Source organism: Nocardiopsis sp. MG754419, from assembly GCF_018207095.1.
In the GTDB taxonomy this organism is placed as follows: Bacteria; Actinomycetota; Actinomycetes; order Streptosporangiales; family Streptosporangiaceae; genus Nocardiopsis.
This window is the reverse complement of sequence record NZ_QOCZ01000003.1, coordinates 47,238-71,841: the sequence shown is the minus strand read 5'-3', so window position 1 is coordinate 71,841 and position 24,604 is coordinate 47,238. Positions and strand designations below refer to the sequence as shown.

Genomic DNA, 24,604 nt, shown 5'->3' with positions numbered 1-24,604 from the left:
TCCTCCTGAAGGTTACGGTGTTGCAAGCGCTTGCAGAAGCGCTTGCAGGTATCTTCGCAGATGAGATGCCACGCAATCTCCGAAACACCCGCCGCCAGCGACCGGGAGTGGAATTGTCCCGCCCGTCCACCAGCGCAGAGGCCGCCCGAGTCGCTTCGCGCCGCCGTCTCCTCCCACGCCCACCCATCACGATCCTGCTCGTCCCCGGGCTCGCCGTGATGCTCTTCGCCTTCTGCTACCCGGTCGTGGCCACCCTGGCCTGGCCGCCCGACGGCGACCCCGCCACCGTCGCGCGGGAGACCGGTAGCCTCCTCACCGACCCCTACCTGCTGCCGGTGATCGCGCGCACCGTCCGTGTCGCCGTCCTGACCACCGCGCTCTGCCTGCTCATGGGCTTCCCGGTGGCCTACCTCATCTCGCGGGCGCCGGGTCCCTGGCCCGGCCGCCTCCTGGCCCTGGCGATCTTCCCGCTCCTGCTCAACACCGTGGTGCGGACCTACGGCTGGATCGTGGTGCTCGGCGGCAACGGACTGATCAGCAGGATCAGTGAGGCCCTGGGCCTCGGACGGGTCCAGCTGCTCTACACCGAGACCGCGATCGTGCTCGGCCTGGTCCAGCTCTTCCTGCCCCTCATGATCCTGTCCGCCTACTCCAGCCTCTCCCAACAGGACCACCGCCTGGAGGAGGCGGCCCGCGGCCTGGGCGCCTCACCCGGCCGGGCCTTCCGCGACGTCGTCTTCCCGCTGGCCCTGCCCGGCGCCCTGGTGGGCTGCACCCTGGTCTTCGCCGGGGCGGTCACCGCCTTCACCACGCCCCAGCTGCTCGGCGGGCCCCGCGAGCGGCTGCTGTCCACACTGCTCTACAGCCGGGTCAACGTCAGCCTCGACTGGCCCTCCGCCAGCGCCATCGCCCTGGTGATGACCGCCCTGGTACTGGTGGTCGGCGCCCTGTCCGGTCGGCTCGGCAAGATCGGGAGCACCACCTCATGATCCTGAGACGCCCGTTCCTCTCCCTCCTGGCGGCGGCCGCCTTCGTGCTGATGCTCGGCCCGGTGGTGATCCTGGTCGGGGTCGCCTTCACCGCCGGCAGCACGCTCGCCTTCCCGCCGGAGGGCCTGTCCCTGCGCTGGTTCCGCGCCGCCCTGGCCTACGGCCCGTTCATCGACTCCTTCGGCACCAGCATGCTGGTCGCGGCGGTCTCGACCGTGATCGCGCTGGCCCTGGGCGTCCCCGCGACCCTGGCGCTGCACCGGGGCCACCCGCGCGGGCGCAGGATCATGGAGAACCTGTTCTTCGCCCCGATCGTGGTCCCCGAACTGGTCCTGGGCCTGGCCCTGTTCCAGCAGCTCATGGTGGGCATGCGGGTGACCGCGGTCGGCGCGCTCATCGTCGGCCACACCGTCCTGCTGCTGCCCTACACCGTGCGGGTGGTCGGTGCCTCGTTGGCGCTGGCCGACGCCCGCCTGGAGGAGGCGGCACGCGGGCTGGGCGCCGGTCCGGTGCGCACCTTCTTCACGGTGACCCTGCCGGTGATGGCGCCGGGCATCCTCTCGGCCACCATCCTCGCCTTCATCACCTCCCTCAACAACGTTCCGCTGTCCCTGCTGCTCACCGGTCCCGGCGTGGCCACTCTGCCGGTGGAGATGCTCAACTACGTCCAGTCCTCGTTCGACCCCGTGGTCGCCGCGGTCAGTGTGCTGCTCCTGGCGCTCAGTGTCGCGGTCGCCCTCGCCACCGAGCGCCTGGTCGGTTTCACGAAGGTCTTCGGTCGATGACCGGGAAGCCCGCCCGCCGGGAAGAAGGAGACACACAGATGACACCCGTCGTCGAACTCGACCGCGTCAGCCACCTCTTCGGGGCCCGGGGCGGCAAGGGCGGCACCACCGCCGTCGCCGACCTGGACCTGACCGTGCGCCCGGGGGAGTTCACCACCCTGCTCGGCCCGAGCGGCTGCGGCAAGACCACCACCCTGCGGATGATCGCCGGGTTCCTCCAGCCCACCTCCGGGCGCATCCTCCTGGAGGGCGTGGACGCCACCCGCACCCCGCCGGAGAAGCGCAACATCGGTATGGTCTTCCAGTCCTACGCGCTCTTCCCGCACATGACGCTGCGCGACAACGTCGGCTACGGTCTGCGCACCCGCAAGGTGGCCTCCGGCGAGGCGCGGCGGCGCGCCGAGGAGGCGCTCGCCCTGGTCGGCCTCGCCCACCTGGCCGACCGCAAGCCCGCGGAGCTCTCCGGCGGCCAGCAGCAGCGGGTGGCCCTGGCCCGCGCCGTGGCCATCCGCCCCTCCGTGCTGTTGCTGGACGAACCCCTGTCCAACCTCGACGCCCAGCTCCGGGTGCAGATGCGCCGCGAACTCCTGCGCGTGCAGCGCGAGACCGGCCTCACCGCCGTCCTGGTCACCCATGACCAGGACGAGGCGCTGGAGCTGTCCGACACGATGGTCATCCTCAACGAGGGCCGCCTGGAGCAGCAGGGGTCGCCCCGGGACGTCTTCCCGCGTCCGGCCAACCGGTTCGTCGCCGAGTTCCTGGGCTACGACAACTTCCCCGAGGTACCGGGGCACGGCCCGGTCACCGTCCGGCCCGAACACGTGCGACTGCTCTCCGAAGACGCCCGTGAGGACTCCGGTGAGACCGGCCTGGACGGCACCGTCGGCGAGGTCACCTTCCAGGGCAGCAACTGCCTGGTCGAGGCGCTCATCGACGGGGTCGAGGGTCCGGGTTCGGTGCTGCGGGTCCTGCACCCCGGCGACGACCTGCGCCCCGGAGATCCCGTCCGTATCGCCCTGCCCCACCGCCACCTGGTGGAACTGCCCGCCCGTGAGGTGACGACCGCATGAACCGTCCCGCACGCAGGGCGCGGACGACCACCGCCCTCGCCGGTGCACTGGCCCTGGCCACCGTGACCGCCTCCTGCGCACCCGTCCGCGAGGACGACCCCGACACCCTGGTGGTGAGCACCTTCGCGTTCGCCACCGAGGAGTTCACCCAGGTCGTCGCCGAACCCTTCGAGGAGGAGACCGGTATCCGGGTGGTCCTGGACACCGGGAACAACGCCGGGCGCCTCACCAAGCTGAGGATCAACTCCGAGCAGCCCGACACCGACGTCGTGCTGATCTCCGACTACTACGCGCAGATCGGCAAGGACATGGGGTTGTTCGCCCCCGTCGGCGTCGAGGACGTGCCCAACCTCGACGCCATCCAGCCCTGGGCCGTGGACCCCGACGGGTACGGCCCCGCCTACACCTTCCAGCTCCTCGGGCTGATGTACCGGACGGACCTGGTGGACCAGGCGCCCGAGTCCTGGGACGACCTCTGGGCGGAACCCGAGGGGGGCTACGCGTTGCCCGACATCTCGGTGTCCGCGGGCCCGATGTTCGTCCTCGCGGCGGGGGAGCACTTCGGGTCCGGCCCGACCGACGCCGACGCCGGGTTCGCGGCGCTGGCCGAGATCGGCCCCGACGCGCTCCAGTTCTACACCGGCTCCACCGAGCTCACCAGCCTTCTGGAACGGGGCGAGGTCGCCATGGCGCCCGGGCTCGACAACTTCGCCATGGGGTCGGTGGAGGCCGGCCAGCCCGTCGGCTTCGCCGTCCCCGACGAGGGAAAAGTGATGACCGCCAACACCGTGCAGGTGGTGGAGGGAGCACCCAACCCGGCCGGGGCGCGGGCCTTCGCCGACTTCCTCCTGCGCCCCGAGGTCCAGGAGGGTATGGCCGAGGCCCTCTACGACAAACCCGTGGCGCTGGGGGCCGAACCCACCCCGCTCATGGAACAGGTCGCACGCGAGGCGGCCTCGGACCCCGTCGCCAGCGGCTACCACCAGGGCGACCTCGAACTCCTCGCGAACGAGCGGTCCCCCTGGCTGGACCGCTTCACCGAGGAGGTCGCCGAGTGAACCACGCACGCGCCAACGAAGGAGGGCCGGTGCCCACACCCGTCGTGATCGACTGCGACCCCGGGGTCGACGACGCCATCGCCCTGCTGCTCGCCCTGGCCTCACCGGTCCTGGACGTGCGCGGGGTGACCACGGTCGCGGGCAACGTCTCGCTCACCGACGTCGACCGCAACGCAGCCCACGTCCTGGACCTGGGCGGGGCGCCCGCCGAACTCCCACTGGTCTCCGGACTGGCCGGACCGATCACCCGCACCTCGCGCCTGCGCGACGAACCCATGCACGGGGTCGGAGGGCTGGGCGGGCTGGTTCCGGACTCCCCACCCCGAGCCTTCACCCCCGGCCACGCCGTGGACTGGCTCGCCGAGCGTGCCCTGGAGTCGCCGGGCGAACTGACCCTCGTGGCCATCGGTCCGCTCTCCAACGTCGCGGCCATGCTCGCCCGCCACCCCGAGGCCGGTCCGGCGTTCCGGGAGATCGTCATCATGGGCGGGGCCGCCTTCGCCCAGGGCAACGTCACCCCGGCGGCCGAGTTCAACTTCCACGCCGACCCCGAGGCCGCCCGCTACGTCCTGGAGTCCGGCCTGCCGATGCGGATCGTGGGCCTGGACGTCACCCGCGCCGCGCTGTACCCGCTCTCCGAGGCCGAACACCTGGCCGGCCTGCCCGGCACCGCCGGGGTCGCCGGGGAACTCCTGCGCGCCTACGCCGTGCGCTACCTGGAGCGGTTCGGTGTTCCGGCCGTCCCCGTGCACGACGCCCTGGCCGTCGCCGCCGTCGGTCATCCCGACCTCATCGGCTGGGAGGAGGGCAGCGCGTCCGTGGAGTGCGCCGGCGAACTCACCCGTGGAGCGCTCGTCGCCGACCTGCGCACACCCGATCGGGCGCGCAACGTACGCGTGGGCCGAACCGTCGACGCCGACGCGTTCTCGACCCTGCTCACCGAGGGCATCGCACGCCACCGCACCGACCTCGCCCCCTGAACCAGGCACCCGCCCACCCGAAGGGAACCCGACACCGATGTCCCACTCCCAGCTCAGCGCCGACCTGCTCATCCACGGCGGGGAGGTCGTCTCCGTGCACACCGGTCAGGTGTGGCGGGCCGACGTCGCCGTGACCGGTGACCGCGTCCGCGCGGTGCTTCCCCCGGGAACGCCGGTGCGTGCCGAACGGACCCTCGACGCCACCGGGCTCGTCATCGCCCCCGGCTACGTGGACGCGCACATGCACATCGAGAGCTCGCTGCTGGCACCGGCCGAGTTCGCCCGGGTGACGCTGGCGCGCGGCACCACGACCGTGCTCGCCGACGCCCACGAGATCGTCAACGTCGCCGGACGCGACGGACAGGCCTGGATGATCGAGCAGGGGAGGGACACGGCGCAGTCCATGCGCTGGGCGGTGCCCTCGTGCGTGCCCGCGCTGGACGGGTTCGAGACCGCCGGGGCGCGGCTCGACGACACCGACATCGCGGAGATGCTGGAGTGGGAGGGCGTCACCACGCTCGGCGAGGTGATGGACTACCGGGCGGTGGTCTCCGGCGACCCCCGCATGCACGCCATCATCGACGCGGCCCGGCGTCGCGGCGTGCGTCTGGACGGGCACTGCCCCAACCTCTCGGGCGCCGAACTCGGTGAGTACCTGTGGGCCGGGATCGACTCCGACCACTGCAAGAACACCGCCGAGGTCGCGGTGGAGAAGGCGGGCCTGGGCATGCTGCTCATGCTCCAGGAGAAGTGCCTGACCCCGGAGGTGGTTCGCGCCCTCCTGGACCTGCCCCACCTGCCCGACTTCTGCCTGGTCACCGACGACATCGTCGTGGACGCCATCGTGACCACCGGCCACCTGGACCGGGTGGGTGCGGTGGCGCTGGAACGCGGGTTGCCCCCGCTGGCGGTGCTCCGCGCGCTCACGCTCCAGCCCGCCCGCAGACTCGGACTGGACGACCGGGGGACCGTCACCCCCGGCAAGCGCGCCGACCTCGTGCTGCTGCGCTCGCTCACCGAACTCACCCCGGTCGTGACCATCGCGGGCGGCGACGTGGTGGGCCGCGACGGCGCCCCGGTCGAGGACCCCGGCCCCGCACCGGACCACCGCTTCGGCGCGACCGTCCGGATCGACGCCCCGGACGCCGGGAGCGCGCGCTGGGTGGTCGACCTGCCCGACGGTGAGCACGCCTTTCGCGCGATGCGGGTGAACGGCGTGGACACCTACACCGAACCGGACGAGGTGACGCTTCCGGTCCGCGACGGGGTGGTCGACTGGCAGGGCCGTACCGCCGTGGTGGCGGTCTTCGAACGCCACACCGGCCGAGGAGGGGTGGCCTTCGCCCCGGTCGTCGGACAGGACCTCGGGGCGGGCGCCTTCGCCACCACCTACGCCCACGACAGCCACAACCTCACCGTGGTCGCCACCACCGAGGACGCCCTGCTCGCCGCCACCGCCGACGTGGTGTCCTGGGGCGGCGGCATGCGGCTGGTCCGCGAGGACGGGCCGGGTGCCGGGTTGCCCCTGCCCATCGGTGGGGTCATGTCGGAGCGGCCCGCGGACGAGGTGGCCGACGCCTCCCGCCTGCTTCGCGCCGAACTGGCCGCGTGGGGATGGGACAACCGCAACGCCTTCATGAGCCTGTCCACCCTCACCCTGGCGGTGTCCCCGAGCGTGAAGATCACCGACCGGGGATTGGTGCGCGTGGTGGATCGGGACTGGGAGCCGGCGACCGTGGTCAGCGCGACCTCGGCGACGTAGAACGAGAGGGGGACCTGCCGCGCCCGGCGGCCGCGGCAGGAGTGGTGCTCGCCGGTGGTGCAGGCCGGACCGTGGATCGGGGTTCGTCCTGAGCGCTCCGTTCAGCGTCCTGGAGTTCCCCGAGCCTCTCGATCTCCCCATCGTGTTCATCGAGACTGCTACTGGTGGGCTCTTCTTGGAGGAGACCGTCGAGGTTGAGCAGCACACCTCGACCTTCAGCGATGCCCAAGGCTCCGCACTGAGCACGGTGCGGTCCGCACGGTTCATCGCCGACAGGCTGACATCCCTAGAGAGCGAATAATGATCAACGAGCCGGTGTTTCGGAAGAGCAGCTACAGCGGTGTCAACGGAGACTGCGTCGAGGTGGCTGACCCGACCTGTGGTGCCGCTGTCCGGGACTCGAAGAACCCCTCCAAGGGGCACTTCCCCTTCCCCGCGGACGAGTGGTCCGCCTTCCTTCGCTCCGCTCACCGCTGACCCCGTGAACCAGACCTCCTGCCTCGGCTGAGATCCGAGCTGTGCTGCCCGCGCTGTTGGGGCAGGCGGCACGGCTCGGGTTCACGCTACGTCCAAGCGCAGTTCGGTCACCGCCGTCAGGTCGATGCCGTAACGGCCGCGGACCTTGGTGGCGTTCACTCATGTCAGGTCGGCCTCCGCGTATCCGAGCAGAGCCGCCACCCGCACCACCTCGGCCCGGCTGTCCGCCTCGATCTCCGGGTAGGCCGGGATGCGCGGCCAGGAGTCGATGTCCAACCGCGCCCCGTCCAGGGTGAAGCCGTGCCTGCGGTTCTCCTAGTACGCCTGGGGCACGTACCCCGGCTTGCCCAGCAGGGTCTTGGTGGTCTCGAAGTCACCGACGGTGGTCTCGGTCTCCCGGGTACCCCCGATCGCGTCCGAGTCGATCTCCTTCGCCGTGAGTGTCACCTGGTCCCCGGTGTCACGCGGGCGTACCCATCGGGATGCGTCACCGGGTTCGATGTCGTAGACGTACCTGCACTGGAGCACGTCCCCGAGGTCGGCGCCGCCCTTGTCGAGGATGCGCCGGTCCCCGGCGTCGGGCTCGCCGTCCAAGACCTCGGCCTCGTACTCGATCATGCTCAGGGGGACGTCTTCCCCGCTTCGACGCGCGGCGTGATGGGGGCTCCCCGCCTTGCACGGGTCAGCCTGTCCGAGACGCTGATCCCGAAGTCGGGCCGGAACACCCGCACAGGTGAGCAGGAGGGCCCGGGCGCACGCCCCGGGCCCTCCCTCATGCCGTCACACAGTCACGCTCACAAGGTCAGTCGAAGTCGGCGACGTTGCCCTCGGTGACGACCTCCACCGGGACCATCACGGTCTCCTCCAGGCCCTCACCGTTGGCGGCGGCGACGGCGTTGCGCACCGCCACCCGGCCCAGCTCGGCGGGCTGCTGGGCGATGGACGCGTGCAGCACACCGTCGGCGACGGCCTCCAGCCCCTCGGGGGTCCCGTCGAAGCCGATCACCACGGCCTCCTCACCCCGCGAGGAGAGCGCGGCGGCCGCACCGAGGGCCATCTCGTCGTTCTCCGCGAACACCCCGTCGATGTCGCCGTTGCCCTGGAGCATGTTGGTCATCACGTCCAGGCCCTTGGAACGGTCGAAGTCGGCGGGCTGTTGCGCCACGACCTCGATGTCCGGGTACTCGGCGATGCCCTCTTCGAAACCGGAGCCGCGCTCGCGGCTGGCGGAGGTGCCCGGGACACCCTGGAGCACCGCGATCCGGCCCTCCTCACCGAGCTCCTCGGCCAAGGCCCGGGCCGCCAGCCGCCCGCCCTCGACGTTGTCGGAGGCCACCAGGGTCTCGACGTCGGCCTCGGTCACCCCGCGGTCGGCGGCGACCACCGGGATGTCGGCGTTGTTCGCGCCGCGCACCGGGGGACCGGCGGCGTCGGAGTCCACCGGGTTGATCACCATCGCGTCCACACCGGTGCTGATGAAGTTCTGGATCTGGTCGGCCTGCTGTGAGGCGTCGTCCTGGGCGTCGGTGACGATCAGGTTCACACCGGCCTCGTCCGCCTCGGCCTGGGCCCCGTCGCGCATCTGGAGGAAGAACGGGTTGTTGAGCGTGGACAGGGACAGGCCCACCCGGGGGCCGTCGGAGGAGGAATTCGGGACGAGGAAGGACAGCGCGCCCACCACGACGGCCGTCACGGCCGCCGCGATCCCCAACTGCAGGCCGCGTCGGCCCCGGCGGCCGGCGGAACCGGCCCCGGCGCCCGCGCCGCCGGAACGGCGGCGCAGCGTGTCGAACAGGACCGCCAGCGCGATGACCACACCGATGACGACCTGTTGCCAGAACGCCGACACCGACAGCAGGTTGAGGCCGTTGCGCAGCACCGCCAGGATCAGCGCGCCGACCAGGGTGCCGAACGCCGTGCCCACGCCACCGGCGAGACTGGCGCCACCGATGACCACGGCCGCGATCGCGTCCAGTTCGTACCCCTGGGCGGCCTGGGGCTGGGCCGAGGCCAGACGGGAGGCCAGGATGACACCGGCCACCGCCGCGAACAGGCCCGAGAGCGCGTAGATACCGAGCTTGTGCCGCTTGACACGGATCCCGGACAGTCGCGCCGCCTCCTCGTTGCCGCCGATCGCGTACATGGCGCGCCCGGCGAAGGTGCGGCGCAGGATGACGGCCGTGATCAGACCCATGACCAGCATGATGAGCACCGGCACGGGCAGCCAGCCGCCCAGCGAGGTGCCCAGACGGGCCACCGAGTCGGGCAGTGCGATCGGGCTGCCCTCGGACAGCACCAGGGACAGCCCGCGTCCGATCGACAGCATCGCCAGGGTCGCGATGAACGGCGGAAGCTTGCCGTACGCGATCAGGACACCGTTGACCAGACCGCACGCCGTACCCGTGGCGGCGGCCAGGGGGAGCGCCAGCCAGACCGGCACCCCCTCCACGGTCGCGAGGAACGCCAGCACCGTCGCCGACAGCGCCGCCACCGACCCCACCGACAGGTCGATCCCGCCGGCGATGATGACGAACGTGACGCCGAAGGCCAGGACGGCGATGACGGCCGCCTGCACACCCACGTTGAGGAGGTTCTGCGCCGTCAGGAAGTCGTCGGAGAGCAGCGACATGACCACGACCAGGATGGCCAGGGCGGTCAGTGCGCCGTTCTCCAACAGGAATCGGCGCACGGTGGAACCGACGCCCCCGTTCTTGTCCGTGTCAGTGGCCATGGTGGCCCTCCACTCCGTTCTCTTCCGTGGTCGACCGGGGGCCGACGGCGACCGCCAGGGACATCACGGCGTCCTGGGTGGCGTCCTCGGCGGACAGCTCCCCGGTGACGCGGCCCTGGGCCATGACGAGGATCCGGTCACTCATCCCCAGGACCTCGGGAAGGTCGCTGGAGATCATGAGCACCGCGTGACCGGAGGCGGTGAGTTCGTTGACGAGACGGTAGATCTCGACCTTGGCGCCGGCGTCGACGCCGCGCGTCGGTTCGTCGAGGATGAGCACCCGTGAGTCCGCCGACAGCCACTTGCCGATGACGACCTTCTGCTGGTTGCCACCGGACAGGGTGCGCACGTGCTGGGCGATGCTCGACATCCGCACCCCGAGATCGGCGGCGATCCGCGCGGCGGAGGCGCGCTGCCCGGGCAGGTCCACGAACCCCGCCCGGCTGGTCGGGCCCAGGGTGACCAGGCCCAGGTTCTCCTCGACGGAGGCGTCCAGGACCAGGCCCTGACCCTTGCGGTCCTCGGGGACCAGCCCCAGCCCGGCGTTCATGGCCGCGTTGACGTCGCCACCGGGGAGCGGACGGTCCAGGACCTCCACCGTGCCCGCGTCGTAGGGGTCGGCGCCGAAGACGGAGCGGGCCACCTCGGTGCGTCCGGCGCCGACCAACCCGGCCAGCCCCACCACCTCGCCGGCGTGGACCTCCAGGGTCACGTCCTCGAAGTGGCCGGCCCGGGTCAGACCGTGCACGCGCAACAGGGGGCCGCCCACGTCGGACCGTTCCCGCGGGTACTGCTCCTCAATGCTCCGGCCCACCATCAGACGGACGAGTTCGTCCTCGGGGGTGGAGGCGTCGACGTGGGCGACCGAGCGGCCGTCCCGCAGGACCGTCACCCGGTCGGCGAGCGCGGCGATCTCCTCCAGGTGATGGGTGATGAAGACGATGCCCACGCCCTCGTCGCGCAGCCGACGGGCGATCGCGAAGAGCCGTTCGACCTCGCCGGTGGTGAGCACCGCCGTCGGCTCGTCCATGATGAGGACCCGGGCGTCGAGGCTGAGCGCCTTGGCGATCTCGACCATCTGCAGCCGCGCGATGCCGAGGCCGCGCACCTTGGCCCGGGGGGACACGTCCACGCCCACCCGGTCCAACAGCGCCGCCGCCTCGGACTCCATCCGGCGGTGATCGATGAACCCGAACCGTCGGGGCTGGCGGCCCAGGAAGATGTTCTCGGCCACCGTGATGTCGGGGACCAGGTTGAACTCCTGGTAGATGGTGGCGATCCCCAGGCGTTCGGCGTCCTGGGCGTCCCGGATGTCGACCTCGGCGCTCTCCATGAGGAGGCGCCCCCGGTCGGGGCGGTGGGCACCGGACAGCACCTTGATGAGGGTGCTCTTGCCGGCCCCGTTCTCGCCCAGCAGGGCGTGCACCTCACCCCGACGCAGGTCGAAGTCGACGTCGTCGAGTGCGACCACCCCCGGGAAGGCCTTGCGCACCCCCTCGATGCGCAGCAGTGCGTCCGGACTACTCACGTGTGGCTCCCTCGGGATCGGGCTCGCCGCAGGAACGGCGTACGACGAGGTGGGCGGGCAGGACGGTGGAGGTCGCGGGTGAGCCCGCGATGAGGTCGGCCAGGGCCCGTACCGCCACCCGCCCCAGCTCCGCGGTCGGCTGGGCGATCGTGGTGATCGGCGGGTCGGTGTGCGAGAACCACGGAATGTCGTCGAAGGCGGCCAGGGCGACGTCGTCCGGCACCCGCAGACCGCGCGCGCCGATCGCGTCCAGAGCGCCCAGGGCCATGAGATTGTCCGTGGCGAAGACGACGTCGGGCGGTTCGGGCAGGTCGAGGAAGCGCTCGGTGGCCCTGCGCCCGCTCTCGGCCTGGAAGTCGCCGCGGCCCACGTACTCCTCGCGCAGGGTGAGTCCGTGCGCGGCCAGTCCGGCGCGGAAGGCGTCCACACGTTCCCGCCCGGTGGTCGTGGCGGTGGGTCCGGTGATGATGGCGAGTCCGCGGTGGCCGAGCGCGTGCAGGTGGTCGACCAGGTCGGCGATGGCTCCGCGTCCGTCCGAACGCACCACGGGCACGTCGGTCCCGGGGATCCACCGGTCGACGAACACCACGGGGGTCGGTCCGGCCGCGGCCTCCAGGGTCATGGGGGAGCGGCCGTCGGCGGGGGAGATCAGGAGTCCGTCGATGCGCCGCTCCAACAGGCCGCGCACGTGGTGATCCTCCAGGTCGGCCCGCTCGTCGGCGTTGCCGATGATGACGCTGTAGCCCAGCGTGCGGGCCTCCTCCTCCACGGCCCGGGCGAGCTCGGTGAAGTAGGGGTTGAGGACGTCGCTGATGACCAGACCGATGGTGCCGGTCCGGTCCGTGCGAAGCGAACGCGCCACGACGTTGGGCCGGTAGCCGAGCGCCTCGGTCGCGGCGAGGACGCGCTCGCGCGCGCCGTCACTGACGGACGGGTGCCCGTTGAGGACCCGGGAGACCGTCGCCACGGACAGCCCCGCGGTCTCGGCGACGTCCTTGATGCCCACCATGGGGACCACCTCCTTTCCCTGGGTCCATGGAAACGTTTACATGATAGGAAACGATGATGCCAGGGGTGGACGCCACAGAAGTTCACACGCGCGGGCGCCATGACGGAAAGGCCGGTCCGGCCGGGGCTTCGGGTGCGAGTGTGGCCTCGGTCACAGGTGATCGCACGACGTGGGGAGGGTGTTCCGTCGCCTCGGTCGCGCGGCGCCGGTCGCGCCGGGCGCCCTCCCTCCGTGCGTCGTCGGTTCCGGGATCGAGGGCGGCCGTGGTCCGTGCGTCGGGGGTGTGCGGCGCCGGGCCGCTCGTGTCGCCGTGGAGGTGCGCCGGCGTCGCCCTGGGCGTGGCCGCGTCGGGTGCGGCCCCCTCGCGCGCGTGGCCCGCCGTGGGGCGGCCTCGGGAACGCCGGTGGAGTGGGCGGTGGTGGGTCGGATGTTGCTGTTGTGTCGGGTGAGTCGCAAGGGGTCGTCGGCGCGCGGGGGCGCCGCCGGGGGTCCTTAATGGGACGCAGTTCCATGTGGAATGGGATACCGAGGTATCTGTTTCCGGATCTCGGTATCACCCGCCCCGAATTGGTCGGCGGTCCGACGCCGCGCGTAGTCGGCTTTACCGATGGCCTTCGTAGAGAAACCGAGGCGCGTTCGGTGAATAGCGCCGGTGGGCGGTCGGGTCGTGCCGATAACCGTCGGGGCCCGTTCGCCGCGGCGCGGTCGCATCGGCGGCCGAACGGCGCTCACCGCCGCTCTGTGGCCGTTTCGGACGCGTGAACCGGGACCTTGGTCACGAATCCTCTCGCCGCTGCTCGAATGAGCGCGGGATCTGCGCCTCCCGCGCCCTGCGCGAAGGCGGGCGCGGGAGTGCGGGCCACCCCTCCAGGGGCCCGTGACCGAGGTCGGACGCCGGGTGCGGGCGCCGACCGGTGATAGCCGGAGGGTCCGCCTACACCGAGCTCGCTTCGCACATGCCGTCGAGGTGTCCGGCGCCGATCAGCAGCAGTTGACCGTCGCCCCGCAGGATCGCCTCGTGCAGTCGTTGCAGCAGGGGCGTGGGTTCCACGCCCAACTCGTGGGAGAGGCGTAGTCGGGTCGTGCGGAAGACCCCCAGCGCTTCGGCCTGGCGGCCGGAGCGGTACAGCGCGAGCATCAGGAGCGCGAGCAGTCGCTCCCGGTAGGGGTGCGTTCCGGCCAGGTCGGTCAGCTCCGGCACCACGTGGGCGTGCAGGCCCCGATCCAGGTCGATCTCGATCCGTTCCTGGTTCACCAGGAGTCGCAGTTCCTCGAGTCGGCGGACCTCGTTGGTGAGAATGCTGCTGTTGGTGATGTCGGCGTAGGGGCGCCCGCGCCACAGGCCGATCGCCTCGGCCAGCATGTCGCTGGGGCGTTCCAGTTCACCGCGTCGTCGAGCGGAGCGCGCCTGCCCGACGGTGGCCTCGAAACGCATCACGTCGACCTCGTCGCTGTCCACGACGATGCGGTAACCGGCACCGTTGTAGACCACCCGGCCACTGTCGCCGAGCACCTTGCGCAGGCGGTGGGCGTAGACCTGGAGCGTGCTGCGGGCGCCGTCCGGTGGTGAGCCCTCCCACAGTGCCTCGGCCAGCTCGTCCAAGGGCAGGGGTTGGCCCCCCTGGCACAACAGCACTGCGAGCAGACGGCGAAGCATGGGGGCGCGGAGTGGGATCGGAGCGCCGTCTCGGTTTAAGGCGAGCGGACCCAGGATTCCGAACTCGATCGCGTCACCTTGTGCCGGGAAAGGCCTCATGCGTCTCCATCCATTTAGGGCAGCCCCATCTTGTCACTATTTCGAGGGGCTTAGGTATCGCTGACGGAAACGTTCAATATTTGTTGAATCTAGGTCCATGGCCGGTTTGACGCAAGCGGGCCGTAATCGAGCTGTAAGTGATCCTCGCCATGATTGGTCGGCACTCGCAGCAGTCATGAGAAGAAGGGCGCGATGAACGCTACCGACCGGACCGCTGTGCCGCAGGATCCGGCGCCCTCTCCGCTGTGGCTGCCGATGACCGCGATGAGCATGTTCGAGCGCGGCGGAACCACCCTCGTGGCGGGTGACGGCGTTCGGGTGCGCGACGAGGCGGGCAACAGCTACCTGTCCGCGACCGCCGGCCTCTGGAACGTCACCTGCGGTTGGAACCACCCGGTGATCGTCGACGCGATCACCGACCAGCTGCGTCGATTCTCCTACGGGACGTTGTTCCGGTACGACCACGACGTCGCCCGCACCCTCGCCGAGCGCCTGTTGGAGATCGCGCCCGGCGACTTCAGCCGGGTCTACTTCTCCTCGTCCGGTTCGTCGGCCAACGAGACCGCGGTCAAGGTCCTGCGCCGTTACCGGAGCCTCATCGGACAGCCCGAGCGCCGGTTGGTCGTCTCCTTCGACGCCCATTCCTGGCACGGCACGGGTGTCGGAGCGATGGCGCTCACCGGCGAGGACATCGACCAGGAGGCCTACGGCGTCGACCGCAGCGGACACCGGCTGCTGCCGTTCCCCGACACCTTCGCCGCCGAACGCGGACTCGGTCCCGACCTGGACACCTGCCGCAAGGCCCTGGCCGAACTCGAACGCACCGAGGGCGACCAGGTGGCGGCGGTCATCATCGAGCCGATCCTCTGCTCGGGCGGGGTGCTCGTGCCTCCGGACCGGTTCCTGGAGGAGATCGCCGCGTTCACCTCGCGGGTCGGGGCCCACCTGATCGTCGACGAGGTCGCGACCGGGTTCGGCCGCACCGGCACGATGTTCGCGATCGAGCGGACCGGGATCCGGCCCGACGTGGTCACCATGTCCAAGGGCATCACCAGCGGGTACCTGCCGCTCGCCGCCACCCTCTTCCCGCCCGAGGTGTACAAGGCCTACGAGGACGCGGGTGCCTACCTCTCACACGGCGAGACCCAGTCCGGCAACCCCGCCGCGTGCGCCGCCGCGCTGGCGGTGCTCGACGTGATGGAGCAGGAGAAGCTGGTCGAGCGGGCCGCCGAGGCCGGCGCCCGGTTGCGCGGGCACCTCGACCGACTCCTCGAACTCGACATCGTCGGCGAGATCCGCGGCGAGGGCCTGGCCCTCGGCGTCGAACTCGTGCGGGACCCCCGGACCCGCGCCCCGCTCTCCCAGATGGACGTGGCGATGATCGGCCATCTGTGTCAACAGAACGGACTCCTGGTGCATCCGAGCCGCCGCAGCCTCCTGCTGTTCCCACCGCTGACCATCACCGATGACGAGGTGGACGAGATCGCGGCCCGACTGAGCGGCGCGCTCCGGGCGGTGCGATCGCGATGACCGAGACGAACATCGGGGTCAACCCCCACTGGTGGGTCCCCACCCGTATCGACTTCGGCCCGGGCCGGTTGAGCGACGTGCCCATGGAGGTCGAGCGGATCGGTCGCCCGGCCGCGGTCGTCGTCGACGAGCACGCCCTGTCCGCCGTGCCCGCCCTCGCCGCGCTGCTGGAGCGTCTCGCACCGGAGATCGTGGTCCGTCGCGCCGCCACCACGCCGACCCGGCAGGAGGCGATGGAGCTCGCGGGTCGATTCCGGGAGGCCGGTGTCCGCTCGGTCTGCGCGATCGGCGGCGGAACGATCATGGACCTCGCCAAGGCGGCCGCCGCCGCCGCGGTGTTCCCCCGGTTGCTCACCGACTGGCAGCCCGGTGGTGGGTTCGTCCTCCCCGCGGCCGCGGCGCACCCGGCTCTGCCGGTGGTGGCGGTGCCCACCACCGCGGCCACCGGAAGCGAGGTCAACGCCAAGGCCAGCCTGGCGGACGGGCCGGACCGCCGGTTCCTCGTCCACTGGTCGCTCTTCCCCCGCGTGGCCGTGATCGACCCCGAGCTGCACACGTCGCTCCCCTCCGAGCTGACCGCCGAGGGCGCGCTGGAGACGGTCGCCCGTCTCCTGGTGCCGATGGTGTCGGACCTGCCCACCACACCGCTGGTGGACGAGGTCGCGATCGGCCAGATCAAGGCCGTGATCCCGGCCGGTGACCGGGCCATCGCGGACGGCGGCGACCTGGAGGCGCGTGGAACGATCGCGCTGGCCGCGAGCGTCAGCACCTTCACGGTGCACCAGATCGGGCGCCACCAGCACTCGTTCTGGATCTGGTACCCGGTCAACACGCTGACCGCGCAGGGCCTGCGCAAGGGACCGGCGCTCGGTGTCCTGCTCACCCGGTGGGCGCGGCTCGTCGTCGACGGCGACAAGACCGCCGGTCACGCGGATCGGCTCGCCGAACTGGGAGGTCGTGCGCTCGGCTGCTCCGGACCCTCGACGACCCCCGCTGAGGCGGCCGACGCCTTGGTCACGCTGCTGCGTCGGTGGGGTTTCCCCACCGAGATCGAGGAGTTGGGTCTCACCGACTCCGCCGAGGAGCTCACCGAACAGACGTGGCGTGCCTGGTCCGAGCCGCTGAGGCCGCGGACCCGGGAGCACGTGCGCGCGCTCTTCGAGGGCGCGTAGGAAGCTCGAACAAGGGTGGCCCCCGGTCGGGGGCCACCCTTGTTCTGTTCCTCGTGTTCGGGTGTCCGACGGGGCGGGGACCTTCGGGACGTCGGCGAGGCGGTCCGTGCCTGGCGACCCCACGCCCGCGACCCCACCGCCACCCGAACCGGGGTGCGGACGTGCGTCGGGCCCGGCAGGAGTAATCCCGCCGGGCCCGACCCGTGTCACGCCCTCGATGGGGCCGCCCCCGCTACAGGGGGACCTCCAGGCCGGCGCCGACGTGGGCCGCCACACCGATCGGGGCCACGCACATGGTGGAGGCCTCGGGCAGCCCCAGCGACTGCTCGATCCCCGGCCCGTCGTAGGCGCACAGGGGGAAGGTGCCGAGACCGCGATCCGCCGCGATCAGGGCCCCCGCCTGGAGGGACGCGCCGATGGCGACCGCACCCGCACGGAAGGCTCCGGGGCCGTGCTTCTCGACCAGGGCGGGCAGGTCCAGCACCGGCACCAGCACCCCGGCCAGTGACAGGTTGAGCCGGTGGCCCGGCGCTCCGATCTTGGTCGCCACCCTGGGATCCTTCGGCGGGACCAGCATGCAGTGGCCGCCGAGCGGCGCCAGTACCGCGTCCACCGCCGCGGCCACCGGCTCCAACGCCTCCATGGTCGGTGCCGGTGCCACGAACCCGCCGACCGGACTGCGCCTGCGCAGCATCGCCCGGACCGGGTCCCCGGGCAGGGTGATCTCGCCGAAGTTCAGCTCCTCGCCGGGCTCCGAACGCCGGACGGCCCCCAACACCTCCTGCGGGTAGCGGTCCGGGACCGTCGGCACGCGGGACGGAGCCGGATCGCTCGCGGGCGTCACGTCGTGGGTCGGACCCACGCTGAGCACGGCGAACGCGATCTCGGTCTCGTCGCCGAGTTCCATGAGGTGTTCGATCTCGTCGTCCACGAACGACAGCCGCGGGGTGCACTCCCAGTCGAGGGTCTTGCCGGCGACCAACAGCTGGGTCAGCGTGTGACCGGTGTCCAGCAGGTGCAGACGGTGCGCGAACTTGCCGTACCGTCCCGTCGTGCGCTCCAACCGGGTCGTCAGCACGATCGTCAGGTCGGAGACCGGGCCGCCGAGGGCGCGCGCCAGACGGGGACGGGGGTCCTCGTCGGTGATCTGGGTCAACGCGTGATGCACCGGGTTGTAGCGGTGCGCGCCGGTGGGCAGCCCTGGTGTCCCCGCCGACAGCAGCCACAGGTCGACCGGATAGGCCGCACCGCCACTGGCGACCAACCGCAGAAGGGTGGTCATCACGTGCTGTTCGTCGAAGCCCCAGCCGGGCGCGCCCGTGGGCAGGAACGCCCGAGCCCCCGAGACGGTGAGGAACCGGTGCCGCGCCAGACCGTTGCCGGTCGCCAGCATCCGGGAGATCCGGTCGACCGGGCCGTCGGGGTGGCGCGAGGGTCGGGGCAGCGGGTGCTCGGCGATGCCGGGCCGGCCCGCCCTGGTCGGGTAGAGCTGATAGGCGCCCGACACCTGTGGCAGCTCACGGTCCGCCAGATACGCCGAGACGGTCTCCCGACCGGCGTCGGTCTCGATCGTGTGATCGGCCGTACTCATGACTGCCCTCCTACGAGATCGGTCTTGCCCGCGGCCACCATCGCCACCGCGTCCACCCCACGGGCCTGTTCCACGGCGTCCGCGACGACGTGGCAGTAGAGGAATCGGTCCACCGGCCGGACACCGATCCGGGCCAGGTGCAGGTACAGCAGGTTCAGCGCCACCCGGTACCGCAGGAACCACGGAGCCTCGCGCAGGGTGCGCTCGAAGTCGCCGGAGTCGCGCAGGGCACGGTGGAAGGCGCTGTGCCGGGTCCGTTCGGCGGTCGTGGCCTCTCCGGGGCCCTCCGACGCGGTCGGCCCGTCCAGGTCCAGGCGGCCGTCGGCGAGCAGGGGGTCGGCGTCGGCGGCGGCCCGCACGAGTTCCCGGCCCACCGACGTGGTGAGCGCGTCCATGTGTTCGCCCGGTCGGTCGACGTGGGCCCGTACCCGTTGCACGAGGGGGTCGCGCAGGCGGGCGGAGCGCTCGTCGAAGACGGCGCGGATGCCGTCCGGGTCGGCGGATCCCATGATGTAGGACTCCGCGTGCGAGCGGTACGAGACGAACCCCCGCTCGATGTAGCCCCCCACCTCCTGGGCGATCACCAGCATGAGGTCGACGACGTGTGTGCTGGGCGAGGGGCCCTCGCCGATCGCCATCCGTAGTGCCTGATCGCCCGTCCGCTGGGAGAAGCCCTCGAACAGGTCCACCGCGTCGGGCGTTCCGAGGACGTGCAGCCGGGGGTCGTGCGGCTCCTCCTCGATGGTGTTGTCGGCCTGCAGGGGCTCCAGTGGACCGAACTCCCGTTCGCGCTCGGCCAGCTGCCGGTGCGGCTCGCGGAGCAGGTCCGGATCGAGCACCGTCGTCGAGGGGTGCGTCTCCAGGGCCGCCCGCAGGTGCCGCTCGGCGGCGGGGCGCACGACCCGCTCCCACGTCGCCTCGTCGGCGTCGACCACGATCCGCAGGTGCGGACCGCGGCGCCAGTGACGCGTCCAGAACGTGGGCAGGCCGGCGTCGGCGAGTTCGGCCAACAGCGGTCGGACGCCCTCGCGCAGCAGGGGCGCCGGATCCTGGTCGTGATAGGCGACGCGGAGTCGCCGGGTGGCCGTCATGGCGCGACCGACACGAAGTCGACCAAGGCCAACCTGAGCAGTTCCATGGCGAGTGCCTCCCGTTCCATGTGGACACCGAGTCGGTTGTTGTGCATGTGCAACGCGGAGAGCGTGATGATCCCCCGGTCGAGGTGCTCGATGTCGTGCGGTCGCATGTCGGCGGGCGGACGCAACCGGCCTTGCTCGGACAGCTCTCCCAGCCCTCGCTGGAGTCGGTGGCAGGCCGTCAGCCACCGGTCGTCGGTCCCGGCCGGTTCGGCCGTCAGAGCGTGCCGGACCAGCCGTCGCACCCGGTCACCGGAGCGCTGCCAGGCCTGGTCCACGACCGCCTGCCACTGGGGGCCGATCTGCTCGCCGAGCCATCCCCGGACCATGTGGTCGGCGAACCGGGCGGTCCAGTCGGCGTCCCCGACCGTGGCCAGACCACCGGCCATGCACCACACCGCCCGAGCGATCGGATCGGTGTCGGTGCCCACGTAGGCCAGGGCGTCCCGACTCGACGCGGTGAAGAACTCCTCCACGTGCGCCATCGCCTCGGGACCGCCGTACATCTCGGTCTCTGGTCGGTAGGAATCCCAGGTCAGGGTGTTGTCCGGGAGCAGGTCACCGCCCCCGTCGTCGTCCGCGTGACCGATCAGCCCGGCCAGACGGGCGTAGTCGGCCGGGTCCGCGGGCGTGCGCGAGGGGTGCCGCGCGACCAACTCCGCGAAGCGATCCTCGATGTGCCCGCGCGCGGTGGCCCGGTCCTCGGCGTCCGGGACCCACAGCCGGAACCTCACGTGGGGTCCACCGGCCCAGTACCGGACGTAGAACCAGCGCGGAACCCGGTCGCCCATCTCCCGCATGGTGGGTGCGACCACGGACGTGATCACCACGGCCGGGTCCTGGTGGTAGTAGCAGTGCGCCGTGATCCAGCTCATGATCCATCCCCCGGTACCTCGACGGCGTACTCCACGACCCGGTCGGGGCCGAACACGTCCGGCGCCGCCTCCTGGAACAGGAGCAGTTCGCGACCGCGCGCCATGCGGGAGAGCTCCTCCACGCCCCACCAGGAGCACAGGTCGAGCGGACGCGGCTTGCGGTCCTTGGCCTTCTCCATGATCTGGGCCGAGCTCGCGCCGGTGTCGGCGGCCCGGGCGAACACCATGTCCGGCAGACCCAACTCCTGGGCCCGTTCGCGGACCCCGACGAAGCGGTCGAAGTCGTCGGTACCCTTCTGGTCGAACTCCTCACGGGGCACGATCCAGCTTCGGCGCTCCATCAGGACCGAGCCGACGCGCAACCGGGGCAGAACGGCCACCTCGGACGGCTTCGGGTTCGAGTACAGTTCCCGCGCCCGTCCGACCAGGGCCCACGCCTCGGACAGCGGTGTCGCCAGGTCCAGTAGGAAGCGCAGGACCGGGGGCAGCCAGCAACGCGCCATGGTGCCGCGGTGGACCAGTTCGATCCGTCGGTCGGCGGGCCGCCACCACAGGCCCGGCATGCCGGTCTCCGGGTCCAGACGGATCTCCAGGTCGGCGGGGCGGACCTGTCGCTCCGGCGGTGCCCCGGGAACACAGCCCGGCCACAGCAGTTCGTGGGAGGCCAGCGGCGCCACCCGGTTGAGCGAGCTGCGGAACAGCCCCGTCACCTCGACCAGCAGCGGACCGCGGGACCGCTCCCCGGACGACGCGCCGGTCGACCGACGTCGCAGCCGGGCGTCGGCCGACCCGTACCCGGGTGCGGCCGAGTTGAAGGCCACCGAACCGTCGGCCAGCGGCTGGAGGTAGAGGCTGGTGGGGTGGTTCCGGGGCAGCCATCCCGGCAGGTCGGAGAGCAGCCGGTCCAGGGCCCGGGTGTCGGCCTCGAAGGTGTCGGTGACACCGTCCGGCGGGACCAACAAGCCGAGCAGGTCGGTCTGCAGGTGGCGCAGTTCCGCCACCCGGTGCAGGCCGGTGTCGGCCAGGTGGAAGGGGTTGTCGCGCAGGGCCTGGAGGTCACCGGGGTCGGTCCCCGGTGCGCCGTCGCCGCCGCCGGTGGTCTCCTCGTTCCAGGCCAGCCAGGCCTCCACCGGGGTGATCGCCGCCCCGGCTCCGAACCGGCGTTCGAGCAGACCGGCGATGGCCAGACGGCCCGGAAGCGCACCGTCGAACACCGACACCAGGTGTCGGATCCGCCGCAGGTCGGTGTCGAGCGCCGTCCAGTCCGGGGTCGCCGGCGGGGTGGACCATCCCGGAAGGACGTCCTCGTAGCAGAGGTACTTTCCGGGGATCAGCGACTCGTCCCCACCGGCCTCCGTCAACGCCTCACCGGTCGCGGCGCGCAGCCGGCCCAGCGAGAGCCAACGGTCCTTCGGGTCGGCGGCCTCGGCCACCTCCCTGGTCGTGGAGGACACCCGGCGGATGGGGGAGTGCTCGGGCAGCGCCAGCCGGTCGGCGATGGTGCCCAGACGTTCCGACGCCTGGTCGGGCACGCCGAAGTCGGCCTGCAGCAGACCGGCCGAGACCAACCGCTCGATCATCGTCCCGGCCTCGGCGTCGGGCGCGCCGAACTCGTCGGTGAGCACCCGGAAGAGGTCGCCGGGAGCGGCCCCCGTGGCCGCCGCCTCGGCGAGCCGCAGGACCCAGGGGCGGGCCGGGACCCCGACGCACCGACCGTCCGAGTGCACGACCAGGAGCCGCTCGCCCACAACGGTGAGGGTCGGGTTGGCCCGCAGGACCAGCGGTCCGTGCCGCGTCACCAACAGGCGTTCCAGCAGGAACTCGATCTCCGCGTTGAGCTCCAGGTGCCGGGACAGACGCTCCGGCGCCGGGACCTGGGCCACGGACGTCGAGGAGTCCGCACCGGCGGATCCCGGAGCGGCGTCGTCGAGCAGCCCCGCCGTGGTCAGGGTGGAGAACGGACTGGTCTTCAGCGCGGTGCGCAGGACGTACGCGACGACCCGCCGTCGGGTGTTCAGGTGTTCCGGTGCCCCCAGGGGACCGGACAACCAGGCCTCGACGTCGGGGAAGAGCGCGTCACTGGCCATCGCCAGAGCACGTCGGAAATCCTCGTCGGACACGATCTCGGCGAGTCGGTGCTCCGCCGCCGAACGCTCGTCGCGGAACGCCTCCCGTGCCCGCGTCCACCCCTGCTCCCACGCCTCGTGGTCGGAGCGCAGCCGGTCGAGGAGCGCGCGGGCCGTCGTCGGCAGTCGTTTGAGCGCACTTTCCGGCAGCGGTCGCGGCGCCCGCCCGTTGTGGACCGCGCGGCGGCAGGCCAGCAGAGCCCTGCGGGCGTCGCGGTCCTCGCAACCGCCGATCGCCGGATAGATCATGTCCGCCAGCTCGTCGCCGCGCCTGCGCAGTTCACGTCGCAGGTCACGGAGTTCGTCGAGGTGGCGGACCGTGTCGGGCAGGTGGCCGACCCTGGCACTGTGGCTGGGCAGCCCCGCGACGCGTGCCACCGTCATGGGCGCACCCTCGTCGCCAGGTGCCACGGCGCGTTGGGATAACCCAGGACCAGAAGGAACACCGGTATCTCCCGTTCGAGGTCGAGCCCCAGCAGCGCGGCGAACTCGTCGGCGTCGTAGCTGTTGGTGACCCGCGCGGACAACCCGTGCGCCGCCGCGGCCAGGGAGATCCGCTGCGTCACCAGGCCGGTCAGTGCCTGGGTCGCCCGGAACGCCCGACGCGGGTGGTGTTCGAGGAGGCGTTCGGCGTCCGCGGTGACCACGGCCAGCAGCGGTGCGGTCTTCGCGTTGATCTCCGTGCGCCAGACGTCCATCTCCTGCAGCCGGGGCCGCAGGTCGCCGTTGCTCACGGGGCGCAGCGCCCCGTCCACGAGGCGGTAGTGCCCCCGCGGCAGGTCGGTCACGGACCCGGCGATCGCGTGCACGCCCACCTCGGGCGGGGAGGCGTCATGCCACAGGTCGCTGCGCAGGGGGCGGACCGCGTCCAGCAGGACGTCGGAGACCACACCCAACGGCAACGGACGCGCGGTGGGAAGGAAGACGTCGGGGCCCGAGTCGCGACGCACGACCGCGAGACCGGTGTCCGTGGAGCTCGCCCGCCGCAGCGGGGTCAGCGGCACGTCGCCGGCGACCGCGACCGGTTCCGCGCCCCGGAAGGGGGTGCGGGTGCCGGCATCGACCGGGGCCAGCTCCTCGGGTGCGCGCAGCCAGGAGGCCCGCTCCACGGCCAGGGCACGGGCGCTCAGCACCGGGTCGATGCCGTTGCCGCCCGCCACCGGAACGGGGGCGGAGCCGCGGGTGTCCGGCACGGCCGGTCGGTGTCCGGGTGCCTCCGGCGCCTCCTCGGCGTCCCACAGGGGGACGACCGCCAGGACCGCCTCGGAGTCGTCCTCGGGCAGGGCCAGCAGTCGCGCGAGCGCCTCGTCGAGGAAGCGCAGCCGCAGCTGTCCGCGCAGGCCCAGGGCGGAGGCCACGACCAGCAGGTTGCCGGCGATCAGCCCCGCCTCCTGGGTGACCAGGCGGTAGGCGTAGTTGCGGTAGCGGAACGCCACCTTGCCGAGCCGCGCCGTCAGGACGAGCACCGTGCGGGCTCCGTCGAGGTCCGCGGCGGCCGCCGCGGCCAGATCACGGGCGCCGACGTCGTCGCGCAGCTCGGAGAGTTCGTGGTGGGCGGCGTCGTACCGGTGCACACCCTCGGGTGCGTCGGCCGACCACACCGCCATCTCGACCGGGTAGAAACAGCGCGCCGAGGCCACCGTCCGGTGCCACGGCCACTCCACCTGCGGTCCCTGGTCGACACGGGAGAACCCGTAGCCGTAGAAGAGCAGTTCTCCCAGCAGGGCGGGGTCGGGAGAGGCCGGGGGGCCCGGCGCGAGCCGGGCCCCCTCTGGCGAGGACTCCTCGCGCAACGCCGCTCCGAGCGGACCGATACGGTGCCGGGGCCTGGAGGGAAGCGCGTACCTGCGTCGCGGCGACTCCGGCCGGGTGAACAGCGGAGGGCGGTCGGGATCGTCGAGCCCGCCCTGCCCCTCCGCGAAGATCGCCTGCCACCGGTAGTGCACGTCGTACAGGTACTCGCGCACCAGGGCCGGATCCGCACCGTCGGTCACGGGCGTCGGTACAGCGGTCGTCATCGGTTCCTTGT

18 protein-coding genes and 2 pseudogenes are annotated in these 24,604 nt (G+C 71.8%); 10 read left to right on the top strand and 10 right to left on the bottom strand.

The genetic code is table 11. The features are described from left to right. Positions 1 to 113: 113 nt before the first annotated feature. The 8 genes and pseudogenes from DSY14_RS01355 to DSY14_RS01325 all read left to right on the top strand — a co-directional run. Positions 114 to 989 (top strand): ABC transporter permease, encoded by an 876-nt coding sequence (locus DSY14_RS01355; protein ID WP_211714549.1) that lies wholly within the window; start codon positions 114 to 116, stop codon positions 987 to 989. Further along, complete coding sequence (locus tag DSY14_RS01350) at positions 986 to 1,774, top strand: ABC transporter permease (RefSeq protein ID WP_211714548.1); 789 nt, start codon at positions 986 to 988, stop codon at positions 1,772 to 1,774. Before DSY14_RS01355 ends, DSY14_RS01350 begins: the two co-directional genes overlap by 4 nt. 38 nt (positions 1,775 to 1,812) lie before the next feature. Continuing rightward, entirely contained in the window at positions 1,813 to 2,844 is a 1,032-nt protein-coding gene (locus DSY14_RS01345; RefSeq protein ID WP_211714547.1) for an ABC transporter ATP-binding protein, read from the top strand. Next, positions 2,841 to 3,902 (top strand): ABC transporter substrate-binding protein, encoded by a 1,062-nt coding sequence (locus DSY14_RS01340; RefSeq protein WP_211714546.1) that lies wholly within the window; start codon positions 2,841 to 2,843, stop codon positions 3,900 to 3,902. Before DSY14_RS01345 ends, DSY14_RS01340 begins: the two co-directional genes overlap by 4 nt. Positions 3,903 to 3,931: 29 nt before the next feature. Continuing rightward, complete coding sequence (locus DSY14_RS01335; protein ID WP_211714545.1) at positions 3,932 to 4,882, top strand: nucleoside hydrolase; 951 nt, start codon at positions 3,932 to 3,934, stop codon at positions 4,880 to 4,882. A 37-nt stretch (positions 4,883 to 4,919) separates the two neighbouring features. Beyond that, positions 4,920 to 6,644 (top strand): adenine deaminase C-terminal domain-containing protein, encoded by a 1,725-nt coding sequence (locus DSY14_RS01330; protein ID WP_211714544.1) that lies wholly within the window; start codon positions 4,920 to 4,922, stop codon positions 6,642 to 6,644. Next, positions 6,595 to 6,945 (top strand): Scr1 family TA system antitoxin-like transcriptional regulator, encoded by a 351-nt coding sequence (locus DSY14_RS29550; RefSeq protein ID WP_374223967.1) that lies wholly within the window; start codon positions 6,595 to 6,597, stop codon positions 6,943 to 6,945. Before DSY14_RS01330 ends, DSY14_RS29550 begins: the two co-directional genes overlap by 50 nt. Before the next feature lie 17 nt (positions 6,946 to 6,962). After that, a pseudogene (locus tag DSY14_RS01325) lies at positions 6,963 to 7,121 on the top strand (DUF397 domain-containing protein); the annotation flags it as partial. Between the two features lie 81 nt (positions 7,122 to 7,202). Here DSY14_RS01325 and DSY14_RS01320 read toward each other — a convergent pair. The 5 genes and pseudogenes from DSY14_RS01320 to DSY14_RS01300 form a co-directional block, all read right to left on the bottom strand. Then, positions 7,203 to 7,745, bottom strand: a pseudogene (locus DSY14_RS01320) (adenylate cyclase). 178 nt (positions 7,746 to 7,923) lie between these two features. Next, on the bottom strand, positions 7,924 to 9,852 hold the full coding sequence (locus tag DSY14_RS01315; RefSeq protein ID WP_211714542.1) for a substrate-binding domain-containing protein: 1,929 nt from the start codon (positions 9,850 to 9,852) through the stop codon (positions 7,924 to 7,926). Next, positions 9,842 to 11,380 carry a sugar ABC transporter ATP-binding protein gene (locus DSY14_RS01310; RefSeq protein WP_211714541.1) on the bottom strand — a complete coding sequence of 513 codons (1,539 nt, stop codon included), beginning with the start codon at positions 11,378 to 11,380 and terminating at the stop codon, positions 9,842 to 9,844. Before DSY14_RS01310 ends, DSY14_RS01315 begins: the two co-directional genes overlap by 11 nt. After that, positions 11,373 to 12,389 (bottom strand): LacI family DNA-binding transcriptional regulator, encoded by a 1,017-nt coding sequence (locus tag DSY14_RS01305; RefSeq protein WP_211714540.1) that lies wholly within the window; start codon positions 12,387 to 12,389, stop codon positions 11,373 to 11,375. Before DSY14_RS01305 ends, DSY14_RS01310 begins: the two co-directional genes overlap by 8 nt. Before the next feature lie 934 nt (positions 12,390 to 13,323). Next, positions 13,324 to 14,046 carry an AfsR/SARP family transcriptional regulator gene (locus tag DSY14_RS01300; RefSeq protein ID WP_211714539.1) on the bottom strand — a complete coding sequence of 241 codons (723 nt, stop codon included), beginning with the start codon at positions 14,044 to 14,046 and terminating at the stop codon, positions 13,324 to 13,326. Positions 14,047 to 14,337: 291 nt separating this feature from the next. On the opposite strand from DSY14_RS01300, the gene DSY14_RS01295 reads away from it, so the two are divergent. Next, complete coding sequence (locus DSY14_RS01295; protein ID WP_249187147.1) at positions 14,338 to 15,675, top strand: aspartate aminotransferase family protein; 1,338 nt, start codon at positions 14,338 to 14,340, stop codon at positions 15,673 to 15,675. Continuing rightward, positions 15,672 to 16,847, top strand: coding sequence for an iron-containing alcohol dehydrogenase (locus DSY14_RS01290; RefSeq protein WP_211714538.1), 1,176 nt, complete (start codon positions 15,672 to 15,674; stop codon positions 16,845 to 16,847). Before DSY14_RS01295 ends, DSY14_RS01290 begins: the two co-directional genes overlap by 4 nt. Positions 16,848 to 17,079: 232 nt before the next feature. Here DSY14_RS01290 and DSY14_RS01285 read toward each other — a convergent pair whose 3' ends face one another. Genes DSY14_RS01285 through DSY14_RS01265 form a run of 5 tightly spaced genes read right to left on the bottom strand, consistent with a single transcriptional unit; the run spans position 17,080 to position 24,593 of the window. Next, positions 17,080 to 18,438 carry a SagB family peptide dehydrogenase gene (locus DSY14_RS01285; protein WP_211714537.1) on the bottom strand — a complete coding sequence of 453 codons (1,359 nt, stop codon included), beginning with the start codon at positions 18,436 to 18,438 and terminating at the stop codon, positions 17,080 to 17,082. Then, positions 18,435 to 19,529: a thiopeptide maturation pyridine synthase gene (locus tag DSY14_RS01280; RefSeq protein ID WP_211714536.1), complete on the bottom strand. Its 1,095-nt coding sequence runs from the start codon at positions 19,527 to 19,529 to the stop codon at positions 18,435 to 18,437. Before DSY14_RS01280 ends, DSY14_RS01285 begins: the two co-directional genes overlap by 4 nt. Then, complete coding sequence (locus DSY14_RS01275) at positions 19,526 to 20,449, bottom strand: thiopeptide-type bacteriocin biosynthesis protein (RefSeq protein ID WP_211714535.1); 924 nt, start codon at positions 20,447 to 20,449, stop codon at positions 19,526 to 19,528. The genes DSY14_RS01280 and DSY14_RS01275 overlap by 4 nt, the downstream gene beginning before the upstream one ends. Beyond that, a complete protein-coding gene (locus DSY14_RS01270; protein ID WP_211714534.1) occupies positions 20,446 to 22,959 on the bottom strand; it encodes a lantibiotic dehydratase in 2,514 nt (837 codons plus the stop codon). The genes DSY14_RS01275 and DSY14_RS01270 overlap by 4 nt, the downstream gene beginning before the upstream one ends. Further along, positions 22,956 to 24,593 (bottom strand): nitroreductase family protein, encoded by a 1,638-nt coding sequence (locus DSY14_RS01265; RefSeq protein ID WP_249187146.1) that lies wholly within the window; start codon positions 24,591 to 24,593, stop codon positions 22,956 to 22,958. Before DSY14_RS01265 ends, DSY14_RS01270 begins: the two co-directional genes overlap by 4 nt. Between the last annotated feature and the right edge of the window lie 11 nt (positions 24,594 to 24,604).

Excerpts from the sequence above, each read along its gene's own strand:
- DSY14_RS01350 (WP_211714548.1), top strand. The coding sequence starts at position 986 with ATGATCCTGAGACGCCCGTTCCTCTCCCTCCTGGCGGCGGCCGCCTTC.
- DSY14_RS01345 (WP_211714547.1), top strand. The coding sequence starts at position 1,813 with ATGACACCCGTCGTCGAACTCGACCGCGTCAGCCACCTCTTCGGGGCC.
- DSY14_RS01340 (WP_211714546.1), top strand. The coding sequence starts at position 2,841 with ATGAACCGTCCCGCACGCAGGGCGCGGACGACCACCGCCCTCGCCGGT.
- DSY14_RS01330 (WP_211714544.1), top strand. The coding sequence starts at position 4,920 with ATGTCCCACTCCCAGCTCAGCGCCGACCTGCTCATCCACGGCGGGGAG.
- DSY14_RS01315 (WP_211714542.1), bottom strand. The coding sequence starts at position 9,852 with ATGGCCACTGACACGGACAAGAACGGGGGCGTCGGTTCCACCGTGCGC.
- DSY14_RS01305 (WP_211714540.1), bottom strand. The coding sequence starts at position 12,389 with ATGGTGGGCATCAAGGACGTCGCCGAGACCGCGGGGCTGTCCGTGGCG.
- DSY14_RS01300 (WP_211714539.1), bottom strand. The coding sequence starts at position 14,046 with ATGCTTCGCCGTCTGCTCGCAGTGCTGTTGTGCCAGGGGGGCCAACCC.
- DSY14_RS01295 (WP_249187147.1), top strand. The coding sequence starts at position 14,338 with ATGAACGCTACCGACCGGACCGCTGTGCCGCAGGATCCGGCGCCCTCT.
- DSY14_RS01290 (WP_211714538.1), top strand. The coding sequence starts at position 15,672 with ATGACCGAGACGAACATCGGGGTCAACCCCCACTGGTGGGTCCCCACC.
- DSY14_RS01285 (WP_211714537.1), bottom strand. The coding sequence starts at position 18,438 with ATGAGTACGGCCGATCACACGATCGAGACCGACGCCGGTCGGGAGACC.
- DSY14_RS01280 (WP_211714536.1), bottom strand. The coding sequence starts at position 19,529 with ATGACGGCCACCCGGCGACTCCGCGTCGCCTATCACGACCAGGATCCG.
- DSY14_RS01275 (WP_211714535.1), bottom strand. The coding sequence starts at position 20,449 with ATGAGCTGGATCACGGCGCACTGCTACTACCACCAGGACCCGGCCGTG.
- DSY14_RS01270 (WP_211714534.1), bottom strand. The coding sequence starts at position 22,959 with ATGACGGTGGCACGCGTCGCGGGGCTGCCCAGCCACAGTGCCAGGGTC.
- DSY14_RS01265 (WP_249187146.1), bottom strand. The coding sequence starts at position 24,593 with ATGACGACCGCTGTACCGACGCCCGTGACCGACGGTGCGGATCCGGCC.